Genomic DNA, 13,057 nt, shown 5'->3' with positions numbered 1-13,057 from the left:
CCGGATGCCGGGGGCCTTCGCAGTGCCGGGTCGTTCCGGCGGCCGCGCGGCCGACGGAACCGGCTAGTTCAGGAAGTCCTCGAGGATCTCCTGCTCGGCTTCCTCTTCGGTCAGCCCCAGGGTCATGAGCTTCGTGATCTGGTCGCCGGCGATCTTGCCGATGGCGGCCTCGTGCACCAGCAGGGCGTCCTCGTGGGCGGCCTCGATGCCGGGGATGGCGGTCACCTTCGCCGTGCCCATGAGGATGGCGTCGCACTGCACGTGGCCGCGGCACTGCGCCTCGCCGATGACCAGCGGGTTGAAGATCTGCTTGGAGTTGTCCTGCGCCACCGAGCGCGAGATTACCTGCACGCTGGAATCGTCGCCCTTGAGCTCCACCTTCATGTTCGAGGTGGCCACCTGGTCGTCGTGGGTCAGCAGCTTCTCGGTCAGCACCAGCTTCGCGCCCGCGCCCAGCTCGGCGTTCGTGTCGCGCACGGTGGACGACACGCCGCGCAGCTGTGTGAGCTCCATCTCGCAGCTGGAATTCTCGTCCATGATCACGTTGGTCACGGGGTTGAGGATGCGCTCGCCGGTGCCGGTGCCTTCACCGTAGTGCTTCTCCACGTACTTCACGCGGCTGTTCTTGCCGCAGTAGAAGGTATGGATGCCGTCATGCTCGGAGGCCTGGTGGCTCTCGTTGTGGATGCCGCAGCCGGCGATGATGGTCACGTCGCAGTCGTCCTCGATGTAGAACGTGTTGTACACGACGTCCTTCAGGCCCGCCTGCGTGACGATGACCGGGATGTACACCGTCTCGCCCTTCGTGCCGGCCTTGATGCGGATGTCGATGCCGGGGTTGTCCGTCTTCGTGGCGATCTCGATGTTCGCCGAGGAGTGGCGCTCGACGAGCTCGCCGTCCTTGCGGATGTTGAACGCGCCTTTCGGCATGCCGTGTATGTTGGCGATCTCGGCGAGCAGGCTCTCGTCGATGGGGGAAAGATCAACAGCCATGATGGCCTCCTTCTGGTTCAAAGCGGCGGCTTCGTGCAGCTGCCGCGTGCGTGAACGCGAACGAATGTTTCACGTGAAACATTCGCAGCGCGGCGTGGGCGGGTTAGCAGGTGGTGGCGATCTCCGTGAGGTGCAGCTCGGTGGGGGTGCTCAGCTGGCAGCCGGGGATGCCCTTCGCCACGAAGCCCAGCTTCGGCATGAGCTCCTCGGGCGTGCCCGTCTCGGCAACCTTGCCGTCGCGCAGAAGCACGATCTCGTCGGCCAGCTGGATGATGCGCTCCTGGTGCGAGATGATCACGATGGAGCGGCCGTCGCGCGCCTCGTGGATGTCGCGGAACGTCTCGGTCAGGCGGTCGAAGCTCCACAGGTCGATGCCCGCCTCGGGCTCGTCGTAGATGGCCAGCTTCGGGTCGCGCGCGAGGATGGTGGCGATCTCGATGCGCTTCACCTCGCCGCCGGACAGGTTCTTGTCCACCTCGCGCGTGAGGTAGCTGGCCGAGCACAGGCCCACCTTCGCCAGGTACTCGTTGCACGCGAGCATCGGCAGCTTCTTGCCGGCCGCGATGTCCAGCAGCTTCTTCACCTTCATGCCCTTGAAGCGTGCGGGCTGTTGGAAACCGTAGCCGATGCCCTTCTTGGCGCGCTCGGAGATGGACAGGTCGGTGATGTCCTCGCCGTCCAGCAGGATCTGGCCGCTCGTCGCGCGCTCGACGCCCATGATGAGCTTGGCCAGCGTCGACTTGCCCCCGCCGTTCGGGCCGGTGATAACCGTGAAGCGGCCGTCGGGGATGGTGAGCGACAGATCGTCGATGATGCGCTTCGTTTCCTTCGATCCGTCCGCAAGCGGCACCTCGAAGGTGAGGTTCTTGAGTTCCAGCATAACAGCAGCTCTCCGTATTCTTCTCGTCTATTTGATACTGTATTACTATCATTATTGCGGCGCTCGGTCAAGCGCGGCCGCATGCTCGGCGACAGGCGCGTCCGCCTCGGCCGTCAACGGCCGGGACGACCCCCGGATCCAATCGCTTCGCACGCACTCGGTTCCAACCGCTTATTCTAGCTCAAGCGCGAGGACGTGTGCTTCGGAAGTACGATTTTCAGGGCTTGCCAGGCAAAGGCCGGCGTGCGAGCATCCGGCAGGGGTTCGGGTGGCGATAATGCATCGAATTCGGAACTCTCAGGGCTGCGTTGCGGAGAGCCCGAGGGGTTCCTTTCGACGGAATGCCTGGTCGCAAAATGCGCGACACCATAGCAGGGCCGCTATTCGCGCTTTCGACCCCCGCGCGTATTCCGAATTCGATGCATTGTTGCCATTCCGGCCTCGGTCCGTGATCGCCGTGACGCGCTGTCGCGGTTGCGTGCGAAAGGGGCTGGGCGCGAGGCGGCCCCGGCGTCTGCGTCGGGGCCGCGGTCGAAGCGCTCTGTTTACGTCGCGGGCCTACTCGTTCAGCAGGTCGATAACCGCAAGGCCGGCATCGGACGCCTCGATGATGTCCTTGCTGCCGAACACGCACACGGCGTTCATCGCGACGGCTTCGGCGATGGGCCCGGCCAGCGCGCGCAGCGCAGCGGCGTCCGCGTCGATCATCTGGGCGCGCGTGGCGGCACGGCTCTCGGGCGTGCGTCCGCCGAAGAAGTCGCCGTCCTGGCGCCGCACGAGGGCGCGCGCCTTGAGCGGGGTGTCGAACCCGGCCACGGTGCTCACCACGTAGCCTTCCATCGCCTCGGCGGCGGGGTCGAACTTGGCCAACCACTCGGAAGCCCTGGCGAAGTGGGCCAGCGTGTCGTCGAGGTGCGGGTCGCGATACGAGTAGAAGCGCAGATTGCCGGTGCGCGCCGTCTGGAAGCCCGCCCCGTACGCGCCGCCCTTCACGCGCACCTCGTTCCACAGGTAGTCGTAGGAAAGCGCCCGCGCGGCCACCTGCCAGGCGCCCGTGTAGCCCGCGTCGAAGGCGCGGCGGTCGAAGCCCTGGGCCGCATAGCACACGTCGGTGGGCACGATGAACGCCTCATTGAGCGCCACGGGGTCGGGCGCGATCAAGCGCACGCCGTCAGCGGGGCGCGTGCGGCCGAGCGCGGCGCCTGCGGCCAGGAAGCGCTCGTAGTCGCCGTCCGTGCCGGTGAAGCTCAGCGTCAGAGCGTCGTCGGCGAACAGGCGCGCGGCGAGGTCGGCCAGGCGCGCGGACACCTCTTCGGCGCGCTCGTCGAACGAGGCCAGCAGCTGCTTGAGGAAGCGGTAGAACCCGACGCCGCCCAGCTGCTCGCGCACCACGCCGGCCGGCAGGTAGTACGAGGCCAGGTGCGCCATGGCGCTGGCGTGCCCCGCGTTCGCGAAGCCCTGCTCCATGCCGATGCGGCGCTGCTGCAGCACGTCCTTGATCTTGCCCGTGTCGGAGAAGTCGGTCTCCAGCATGATCTCGCGGGGCAGCTCGGCCAGCTCGCGCACGTTCTCGGTCAGAGCGCTGGAGCTGACGACGAACTTCGGAGCCAGGGCAGCGGGGTCGGTCTCGCTCTCGTAAATCTCGGCGAAGAACGTGAGGTTGCCCAGCTTGCCGTTGACGAGCGTGTCCAGCTCGGAGGCGGTATGTCGTGCGGTTCCCAGCTTGCCCAGCACGAGGCCCAGAACGGCCACGTAAGGAAGTTCGTCGAACGCGACGCGGTCGAGGTCGAAGTAGCGGTAGGCGTAGGCGATGCCGCGCGTGGGAACGTCGTGGCGCAGCGTAGGAACAGACGCGTCTTCTACCGGGCCGTACGCGGGCTCCTCGGGAGCGTCCTTTATGTCGGCTACCGACAGGCGCGGCAGCACGGCCAAAGCTTCGGGCGAGTCGGGCTCCTCCTGCAAGCGGCGCAGCGCGGCCTCCTCGTCGGCCACGCGAACGTAGTCCTCGGGAGTCATGGCGGCTTCGACGGCGGCCAGGCGCTCCTCCTCGTAGGCGTCCTCGTCGCCGTCGACCGGCACGATCTCCACCTCGGCCATATGGTCGCTGTCCAGGAACACCTCGCGGATCAGCCGCTCGAAATACCCCTCGTCCAGCGCTTTGCGCAGAAACGCGAAGTCGTCCTCGTACTTGAGGTAGGACGTGGCCGCATCGTCGTCGTACAGCCAGCCCGCCAGCGAGCTCATCGCCAGCGCTACGCCGTCGGGCATGCCGTACTCGCGCTCGCGCATGACGAACTCGGCGCGCGACAGCGACGCCTCCACGAGCGTGCGGTCGAGCCCTCCGTCGGCCAGCTTGCGCAGCGTTTCCTCCACGACCGGGCGGAAACGCTCGGCACCGCCTTCCTCCAGTCCGCGCAGCTGGATGACCGCGAACGGCTGCAGCAGCGAGTCGGCGAAGAACGCCGTAGCGTCGGCCGCCAGCCCCGCGTCCAGCAGGGCGCGCTTGAGCGGCGCCTCGTTCGAGCCTGCGATGGCGTCGATGAGGATGTCCACGGCCGTCATGCGCGTGCGCTCGCACGCGTTGCCGATGACGTAGCCCAGCCCGGCGCACGCGTTCTCGGGCGCGGTAGCCATGTTCCTCTTCACGCCCAGCGCGCGTACGGGCGCCTGCTCGCGCAGCTCGTGGGGGCCGAGAGGCGCGCCCTCGGAGCCGATGCCCGTCGCGGCCGCCTGCTCGTCGGCGACGGGGGACAGGTAGCGTTCGTTGAGGAAGGCCAGCATGCCGTCCAGGTCGAGATCGCCGTACAACGTGAGGTAGCTGTTGTCCAGGCGGTAGTGGCGGCGGTGCTCCTCCAGGAACTGCTCGTAGGTGAGGTCGGGGATGGCGCGCGGCGTGCCGCCCGACTCGAAGCGGTAGGCCGTGTCGGGGAACAGCGCCGCCTGCAGCTCGTCGTACAGCACCGAATTCGGATCGGACAGCGCGCCCTTCATCTCGTTGTACACCACGCCGTTCAGCACGAGGCGCGCAGACCCGTCGGCGGCTTCCGTGGCGGCCACGGCGTCGCCTGCAACGGAGTCGCCCGCTTCGGCTTCCGTGTCGCCGCCCAGCTCGTAGTGCCAGCCCTCCTGTTCGAAGATGGCGCGTTTACGGTAGATGGCCGGGTGCAGCACCGCGTCGAGGTACACGTCGGCGAGGTTCAGCAAGTCCTGGTCGTTCGTGCTGGCCACCGGATACATCGTCTTGTCGGGGAAGGTCATGGCGTTCAGAAACGTCTGCATCGAGCTTTTCAGCAGGTCGACGAACGGCTCCTTGACGGGAAACTTGTCCGAGCCGCACAGCACCGAGTGCTCCAGGATGTGGAACACGCCCGTGTCGTCGGCGGGCGGCGTCTTGAACGCGATGGAGAACGCCTTGTTGTTGTCGTCGTTTCGCAGGTACAGCAGCTGCGCGCCGCTCTTGTCGTGGTCGAGCACGTACGCCGTGCCGTCGATCTCGGGAAGTTCTTCGCGCGTGCGCACGGTGAATCCGTGCAGCTTCTGCTCGGGAGCAAGGTCCATGCAATGCCGCCTTTCCGGATGAGCTCGATACCGATAATCGGCCGTCGAGCGCGAGTTCGTGTGTCGACGTCTATGATAGCGCGAACAGGTCGCATCGTCGTCAGGGTTCGCCGACGATCCGGAGAATCGTTGCACACCGGTTAAGCCCAAGGCGCTCATGCGGGGCGAGAGGCCCGCCCAAGCAGGCAGGCCTCTCGAAGGGGAGGGGGCGATTGTCCGATGCCGCTAGGCTGCGGAGGCCTCCGCAGCGGCGCTTCGACCCGCGATGCGGCCGAGCGTCATCGCGCTGAGCACCGTGGCTCCGGCGGCGCAGTTCCACTCGCATACCACGCCGGCGGCGTACAGGCCGGGGATCGGTTCGGTCAGCGAGCCGCTGGAAGCCAAGGCGAGCCTGAGGGCCTGAGCCTGCTCGTTCGTCTTGAAGCCGCCGACGGTGACCGAGGTGCTCACGGCGATAGGAGCTGCGTAGAAGGGGCCGGTCATGGGCACCATCTTGTCGGCGGGAGTTCCGCAGTCCTCGTCCTTGCCCGCTTCGCAGAAGCCGTTATAGCGCTCGACGGTGGCCTTCGCCTTCGCGCCGTCGAGGCCTACCATGCCGGCGACTTCCTCTACGGTGTCGGCGGTGGCCCATTTCAGCGGGTACGTGGCCTGCATGGCGTCCAGCTCGGGCGTGGTTCCCAGCAACGCGATGACCGGCGATCCCTGCTCGTTCTGCTTGCGCACGATGGCGCGGTGCCCGTTGGGGTTTTCGTAGGGGGTCGATTCGTCGAAGAAGCGTTGGCCTTCGGCATCGAGCCAGAGCCCCGGCAGGCGCATCCCGTAGTTGATGTTGACGATGCTGCCCGATTCAAGGCCTGCCAACGAGCTCATCAGCGGCATGTCCGAGACGCGCGTGGTGTAGGCGCCCAGCTCCATGGCCATGACCAGGCCGTCGCCCGTGGCTCCGGGGTTCGAGCCCGGCAGCAGGTTGGCGCATTCGGCGTTCATCTGACCGATCATGGCCGTGCTTCCGGCGAAGCTGCCTGTTGCCATGACCACGCCTTTGTTCGCCTTGATGCGCACGGGGTTCTTCTTCTGAACCGCCTCCACGCCGATGACGCGTCCGTCGGCGTCGGCGACCAGCTTCGTTGCCGAGGTGTCGGTGAGCGTGCCCACGCCGGCTTTTTCGGCCGTCTCGGCGAGCACGCGCACCATCTCGGCGCCCTTGCCATCGACATGGTGGATGACCGGCAGTTCGGTGTACCCGAACAGCGGCCCTACTTCCTTCAGGAAAGGCACGCCCATCTCCTGCAGCCAATCGATCGTCTCTCCGCTCTTGTCGGCCAGCACGCGCGCGATGGCGGGATCCTTCGGTCCGTACCATTCGGGATGACGCGTGAACCAGCGGTACACGTCGTCGGCGTCGGCGTCGATGCCCTGCTCTTTCGCCAGTTTGGTGCCCCAGCCGCCCAAGATGCCGTCGCTCAGCGCGGAGTCGCCTCCGACGGCGCTGGCTTTCTCGAGCAGCAGCACGCTCGCACCCGCGTTCGCGGCTTCGATGGCAGCCGCGAGTCCGGCCCCGCCTGCTCCCACCACCACGACATCGGCTTCCTGATCCCACTCCTGCGAATTGCTCGAGGACGTCGGTGCGCTGCATCCGGCCAAGAACGAGGACGCCGCAACGCCCATAGTGCCGGCGAGCGCCGCTCCTACGAATCCCCTTCGCGTCATGCGCTTTCCATCGCTCATGATCCCACTCCCTTTCATGATGTTGTCGATTGTTCCTCCCTTTCGGCTTGCGCCTGGCGAAAAGGGTACGCGGCCATCGATTTAACTGTCAATATCTGGAAAATTGATAGTTATCTGAGGCTTTCCCGAAGTGCGAAAAGCGGGGAAGCCCCGAAGAAATACCAGTTCAAACCTCTTGCCACCGTTGTCCGTTCCCTTGTTGGCATTCGAACGAGAAGCACGTATCATGAACTATCAAAATCTATCAAATCGAGGAGGGGCGATCTGGTGGACACGAAGACGGCCGCCATGTCCGATGCGACGGTGCGGCAGATGATCTCGCTTTTGAAGGATCCGGTGTTCTGCGGCCTGCGCGTGTTGGCGGACGAGCGTCCGCTGACGCGCGAAGAGTTCGAAATGCTTGCCATGCCGGAGGGCGTCTCGCGCGAGCAGGCGTGGGACATCCTCAACGCGCTGCGGCGCCAGACGGCCGTCGAACTGCCGTTTCGCGATGGGGAAGGGCGGCGCGGTTGGTACTATCCCACGCGCTCGATCGTGGCGAACCTCGACGATATCGACAAGCGCTGCCATGCAGGGTCGTGGCTCGATTTGGCCGTGCGTTCGCGCAACGCCACGTACTTTCTGGTAGAGGCGCACGTGGACGAGGCCGTTGCGACGCTGAAAGAGGACGGTTTGTCCATCGGTTACGAGAAGGCGCGCGAGGTGCTGCTTTCCGAGCGCGACCCGGAAACCTCGGAAGAGCGCCTCCTTTTGAACTGGCATCGAACCGCCTGGCATCTTGAGGAGCTTGCCGGAAGGCCTTGCACGCCCGAGATCGTCCTCGAGGTGTACGAACGGGTTTCGCGCGGCGTGGAGCGCCAGGTCACCCGTTCGTCGCGACAGGGTTCCCGCTTGTGGAAGCGCAAGCCGCTCGATCGCTCTGCGGCGCTCGCGCTCGTGTCGAAGATCATCGAGGAGAATAGCGAAACGTATGCCGAGCATCCGCTGTTGCTGGCCTTGGGCGTCCGCCACCTGTTCATGAGCGTGCACCCGCTGCCGGATTGGAACGGCGCCGTGTGCTCGCTCATGATGAAGCTGTTGTTCAGGAAGACGGAACGGCCCGTGTTGGCGTACGTGCCCATCGTGAAGCCTATGGGCGCCTGGGAAAGCGGCATCCTTCGCCCGCCCGCCGTCATGTCGCTGGTGAAAGACGCCGCTGTCCTCGTTGACGGCGAGGTCGACTACACCATCCACATCGACGTGGCGACTGGTTTGGTGCGCAAGAAGCTGGACGAGGTCGAAGCGGAGCTCAAACGCATGCTCAAACGTGATGAGGCGTTCGTGCGCGCGCTGCGAAACGACGTAGACGTCAATCATCGGCAGCGCTCCGTGCTGCAGATGGCCCTCAGCAATCCTGAGGCGGTGTTTCGCATCGAGTCGCATCAGAAAACCCACAAGGTCGCTTACGCCACGGCGCGTGCCGACCTGTACGGTCTCGTCGACCTTGGGTTTTTGAAGTGCGTCCGCACGAAGCGCGCCTTTGAGTTCCCCGTGACCCCCGGCCTTCGCCAGCTGTTGACGCGCTCTTGACGTGCATTCGCAAAGAAAGCGCCCGGTCATGAAAAAGCCCCCCATTTCTCATGTCCGAGAAATGGGAGGCGGTTCGATCGCGCAGGGGCGGCGAGGTTCTCGTTGTCAGATCACGGCCGTCCCGGGGCCGCCTTTGTCGTAGCGGTGGCAGGCCACGCAATGATCGGGCTTCACCTCGACCAAAGGAGGCATGACCTCGTCGCAGCCGTTCACTTTCGCGAAGCAGCGGCTGGCGAAGCGGCAGCCCGGCGGCGGGTCGATGGGCGAGGGCACGTCGCCTTCCAGGATGATGCGCTCCTTCTTGGCGGCGGGGTCGACCGACGGGATGGCCGACAGCAGCGCCTGCGTGTACGGCGACAGCGGATCGGCGTACAGCGCCTTCTTGGGGGCGATCTCCATCATCTTGCCCAGATACATGACGCCTACACGGTCGGACACGTGCTTCACCACGTTCAGGCCGTGGGCGATGAACAGGTACGTCAGGCCGAACTGCTCTTTAAGCTCGTCCAGCAGGTTCAACACCTGCGCTTGGATGGACACGTCCAATGCCGACACCGGCTCGTCGCACACGATGAGCTTCGGGTTCACGGCCAGGGCGCGCGCGATGCCCACGCGCTGGCGCTGGCCGCCCGAGAACTCGTGGGGGTAGCGGTTGCGCATGTAGTTCGCCAGGCCCACGCGCTCTAACAGCTCGTTCACGCGATCCTCCACCTGGTCTTTCGGCAGTATGTTGTTCGTGATGATGGGCTCGGCGATGATGTCGCCGATGCGCATGCGCGGGTTGAGCGACGCGTAGGGATCCTGGAAGATCAGCTGGATGTCTTTGCAGTACTGCTTGCGCTCGGCCGGCTTCATCGCCGTCAGCTCTTTGCCGTCGAAGACGATTTTGCCCGACGTGGGCTTCAGCAGGTTCACCAGCATCTTGCCTACGGTGGTTTTGCCGCAGCCCGATTCGCCCACCAGGCCGAACGCCTCTCCCTTGCGGATTTGGAAGCTCACGTCGTCCACGGCCTGCACGTAGGAGGTCGCCTTGCCGAAGAAGTTCGTGTCTGCGGCGAAACGCTTCGTGAGGTGCTGGACGTCGAGCAGGATGTCCTGCTCGACCGCGCCCGCTTGCGCGGACGCGGTCGCGTTGCTCGCGGTGTTCTCGCTCATCGGCTCGCCTCCTCTTCCTTCTCGATCTCCTCGATCTCCGCCTCGCGCAGATCTTCGGCAGCCAACAGCGCCTCGGCGGTCTCCACCTCGCGCGCCGCTTCGACGTCGGCCAGCGCCTCGGCCTCGGCTCGGGCGATGGCTTCCTCGCTCTTCACTTCGCCGTCGGCGCTCTCGTACAGGAAGCAGCGCACCTTATGGCCGTCGACGTCCACAAGCTCGGGAACCTTCGTGCGGCAGATGTCCATGCAGGAGTCGCAGCGGTCCGAGAAGTGGCAGCCCGGCGGCATCTCCAACGGGTTCGGCACCATGCCCTTGATCATGTACAGGCGCTTCGAATCGTCGTCCTCCAGGCGGGGGATGGACTTCAGCAGGCCCAGCGTGTAGGGGTGCATCGGGTGGTCGAACAGCGTGCGGACCTCGGCTTCCTCCACCACCTGGCCGCAGTACATGACCACCACGCGGTCGGCCGTCTCCGACACCACGCCCAGATCGTGCGTGATCAGCAGCACGGCCATGCCCGTGTCGTCGCGCAGGCGGCGCAGAAGATCGAGGATTTGCGCCTGGATGGTCACGTCGAGGGCCGTCGTCGGCTCGTCGGCGATGAGCAGCTTCGGGTTGCAGGCCAGCGCCATGGCGATCATAACGCGCTGGCGCATGCCGCCCGACATCTGGTGCGGGTAGTCGTTGATGCGTGCCTCGGGGCTGGGGATGCCCACCTTGCGCAACAGGTCGACGGCACGGTCCTTCGCCTCGGCCTTCGACACCTTCTCGTGGGTGCGGATGGCCTCCACGATCTGGTTGCCCACGCGGTACACCGGGTTGAGCGAGGTCATGGGCTCCTGGAAGATCATCGCCATGTCGTTGCCGCGCAGTTCGCGGTACTGCTTCTCGGACAGGGTTGCGAGGTCCTTGCCTTCGAACTCCAGGGAGCCGCCGGCCACGTGTCCCGGCTCGGCCAAAAGACCCATGATGGACAGGCTGGTCACGGACTTGCCGGAACCCGACTCGCCCACGATCGCCAGGATCTCGCCTTGGTCCACGTCGAAGCTCACGTCTTCGACGGCGCGGACGATACCCTTCTTGACGGGGAACTCCGTTGAGAGGTTCTTCACCGAAAGAAGCACGGGATCACCTCTTCCTTGCTTTGGGGTCGAGACCGTCGCGCACGCCGTCGCCCAGGAGGTTGAACGCGAGCACGGTCAGCGTGATGGCCAGGCCGGGGAATATCATGAGCCAAGGCGCGCGGAACAGCTCGTTGCGTCCGCGGCCCAGCATGTCGCCCCATTCGGCGGCAGGCGGCTGCACGCCCAAGCCGAGGAAGCCGAGGGCGGCTGCGTCGAGGATGGCCGTGGAGATGCCCAGCGTGGCGCGGACGATGATGGACGGCAGCACGTTGGGAAGCACGTGCTTGAACACGATCTTGAAGTTGGAATCGCCGATGACGCGCGCGGCGGCCACGTAGTCGTTCTCCTTGATGGAGAGGATCTCGGAGCGCACGATGCGCGCGTATTCGGGGATGGCCACCAATCCGATGGCCACGACCGCCTTTTCGATGCCGGGCCCGAGCGCCGCCATGATGGCGATGGCCAGAAGGATGGAGGGGATGGCCAGCATCATGTCCATGATGCGCATGATGACGGTGTCCCACTTGCCGCCCTTGTAGCCGGCGATGGAGCCCAGGATGACGCCCACGGTGAGCGAGATGGCCACGGCGGCCAGGCCCACGGTCAGCGTGATCTGCGTGCCCACGAGCACGCGGCAGAAGATGTCGCGGCCTTGGATGTCGGTGCCGAACCAGTGCTGCGCCGAGGGCCCCAGCAGCGATTCGCCGAGGTTCTGCGCGTACGGGTCGTAGGGCAGGATGCCGGGAGCCAGCTTCGTGACGATGGCGATGGCGGCCAGGATCAGGATGAAGATGCCGCTGACGAGCGACGCCTTGTTGGACACGATGCCCGCGAACACGTCTTTCCAGATGCTCTCGTGCTTCTCCTTGACCGGTTGGCCGTTCAGCAGCGCGGCATCGCCGGCCGGCTCCGTGGCGAGCAGCTTGTTCTTCGCCATGCGGATCACCCCTCTTCCTTCGCGCCGTACTTGATGCGGGGATCGAGGTAGGCGTACACGATGTCGACGACGAGGTTCATGATGACGAAGATGACCGCCACCAGAAGCACGATGCCCTGGACGACGGGGAAGTCGCTCTTCAGCACGCAGTCGACGGCGAACTTGCCGATGCCGGGCCATGCGAACACCGTCTCGGTGAGCAGCGCGCCGCCCAAGAGGCTTCCGAACTGCAGGCCGATGACCGTGGACACGGGCAGCATGGCGTTGCGCAGCGCGTGCTTGATGTTGACGGAGCCCTTCGACAGGCCTTTGGCGCGCGCGGTGCGGATGTAGTCGGCGTTCAGCGTCTCCAGCATGCTGGAGCGCGTCATGCGCGTGATGATGGCCATGGAGTACAGCGACAGCGCCAACGTGGGCAGGATGAGGTGCACCAGCACGTCGGCGAGGCCGGCCCAGTTGCCCTGCATGATGGTGTCGAGAATGAAGAATCCGGTTCCTCCCGACGGTTGCAGGAGGGGCGACACGCGGCCGCTCGACGGCAGCCAGTGCAGGATGCCCGAGAACAGCAGGATAAGCAGGATGCCCGACCAGAAGATGGGCATCGATACGCCGACGAGCGCGATGAGCATGCTCACGTTGTCGGCCGCCTTGTTCTTCTTCACTGCCGCCAGCACGCCCAAGGCCACGCCGACGATCGACGCCACGATGATGGCGCAGATGGCCAGCTCGGCGGTGGCGGGGAAACGCGCCGCGATCTCAGCCGTGACCGGCTGGTGGGTGTAGTACGACGTGCCCAGATTGCCTTGGAGCGCGCCGACGATGAAGTTGATGTACTGCAGCCAGATGGGATCGTCCAGCCCGTTGTCGGCGCGCCATGCCGCCATCGCCTCGGTCGTTGCGTGCTCGCCCAGAACCACCGGAGCCGGGTCCGGGGCCAACACGCGTGTGATGAGAAAGATGATGACTGTCACACCCAGCAAAACGGGAATCACCATGAGGATTCGTTTGAGGATGTATTTGAGCAACTGCTGCTCCTTTCTTTACCGGGATCCGTCCGGGCGGCGTGTCGGCGCCGAGCGAACAGGAATGAAGCCGGAGGCAGTGCCTTCGGCT

The 13,057-nt window shown here is 65.3% G+C and carries 9 protein-coding genes; 1 reads left to right on the top strand and 8 read right to left on the bottom strand.

What is annotated here, in order from left to right; genetic code table 11:
• Window positions 1-63: 63 nt before the first annotated feature.
• From GT590_RS06885 to GT590_RS06870, 4 genes are all read right to left on the bottom strand, one after another.
• Entirely contained in the window at window positions 64-993 is a 930-nt protein-coding gene (locus GT590_RS06885; protein ID WP_009304665.1) for a SufD family Fe-S cluster assembly protein, read from the bottom strand.
• 103 nt (window positions 994-1,096) lie between these two features.
• On the bottom strand, window positions 1,097-1,873 hold the full coding sequence (locus GT590_RS06880; protein WP_009304664.1) for an ABC transporter ATP-binding protein: 777 nt from the start codon (window positions 1,871-1,873) through the stop codon (window positions 1,097-1,099).
• A 558-nt stretch (window positions 1,874-2,431) separates the two neighbouring features.
• On the bottom strand, window positions 2,432-5,431 hold the full coding sequence (locus GT590_RS06875; protein ID WP_009304663.1) for an insulinase family protein: 3,000 nt from the start codon (window positions 5,429-5,431) through the stop codon (window positions 2,432-2,434).
• A 225-nt stretch (window positions 5,432-5,656) separates the two neighbouring features.
• A complete protein-coding gene (locus tag GT590_RS06870) occupies window positions 5,657-7,141 on the bottom strand; it encodes an FAD-dependent oxidoreductase (protein WP_240129775.1) in 1,485 nt (494 codons plus the stop codon).
• A gap of 285 nt (window positions 7,142-7,426) precedes the next feature.
• On the opposite strand from GT590_RS06870, the gene GT590_RS06865 reads away from it, so the two are divergent.
• Entirely contained in the window at window positions 7,427-8,728 is a 1,302-nt protein-coding gene (locus tag GT590_RS06865; RefSeq protein ID WP_114552210.1) for a Fic family protein, read from the top strand.
• A 105-nt stretch (window positions 8,729-8,833) separates the two neighbouring features.
• On the opposite strand, the gene GT590_RS06860 is transcribed toward GT590_RS06865, so the two are convergent.
• Genes GT590_RS06860 through GT590_RS06845 form a run of 4 tightly spaced genes read right to left on the bottom strand, consistent with a single transcriptional unit; the run spans window position 8,834 to window position 12,969 of the window.
• Window positions 8,834-9,883 (bottom strand): ABC transporter ATP-binding protein, encoded by a 1,050-nt coding sequence (locus GT590_RS06860; protein WP_114552211.1) that lies wholly within the window; start codon window positions 9,881-9,883, stop codon window positions 8,834-8,836.
• The gene (locus GT590_RS14810; protein ID WP_009304659.1) at window positions 9,880-11,007 is read right to left on the bottom strand and encodes an ABC transporter ATP-binding protein; all 1,128 of its coding nucleotides are present in this window, start codon (window positions 11,005-11,007) and stop codon (window positions 9,880-9,882) included. The genes GT590_RS06860 and GT590_RS14810 overlap by 4 nt, the downstream gene beginning before the upstream one ends.
• A 4-nt stretch (window positions 11,008-11,011) precedes the next feature.
• Window positions 11,012-11,944, bottom strand: a complete 933-nt coding sequence (nikC, locus tag GT590_RS06850; protein ID WP_015760477.1) for a nickel transporter permease — start codon at window positions 11,942-11,944, stop codon at window positions 11,012-11,014.
• Window positions 11,945-11,949: 5 nt separating this feature from the next.
• The gene (locus tag GT590_RS06845) at window positions 11,950-12,969 is read right to left on the bottom strand and encodes an ABC transporter permease (RefSeq protein ID WP_009304657.1); all 1,020 of its coding nucleotides are present in this window, start codon (window positions 12,967-12,969) and stop codon (window positions 11,950-11,952) included.
• Window positions 12,970-13,057 lie beyond the last annotated feature (88 nt).

The organism is Eggerthella sp. BIOML-A1 (assembly GCF_009875595.1).
Taxonomy (GTDB): domain Bacteria; phylum Actinomycetota; class Coriobacteriia; order Coriobacteriales; family Eggerthellaceae; genus Eggerthella; species Eggerthella lenta.
The sequence above is the reverse complement of the archived record's forward strand: the minus strand, read 5'-3'. Positions and strand labels throughout refer to the sequence as shown.

Coding starts and splice junctions, on each gene's coding strand:
- GT590_RS06885 (WP_009304665.1), bottom strand. CDS start 993: ATGGCTGTTGATCTTTCCCCCATCGACGAGAGCCTGCTCGCCGAGATC.
- GT590_RS06880 (WP_009304664.1), bottom strand. CDS start 1,873: ATGCTGGAACTCAAGAACCTCACCTTCGAGGTGCCGCTTGCGGACGGA.
- GT590_RS06875 (WP_009304663.1), bottom strand. CDS start 5,431: ATGGACCTTGCTCCCGAGCAGAAGCTGCACGGATTCACCGTGCGCACG.
- GT590_RS06870 (WP_240129775.1), bottom strand. CDS start 7,141: ATGACGCGAAGGGGATTCGTAGGAGCGGCGCTCGCCGGCACTATGGGC.
- GT590_RS06860 (WP_114552211.1), bottom strand. CDS start 9,883: ATGAGCGAGAACACCGCGAGCAACGCGACCGCGTCCGCGCAAGCGGGC.
- nikC (WP_015760477.1), bottom strand. CDS start 11,944: ATGGCGAAGAACAAGCTGCTCGCCACGGAGCCGGCCGGCGATGCCGCG.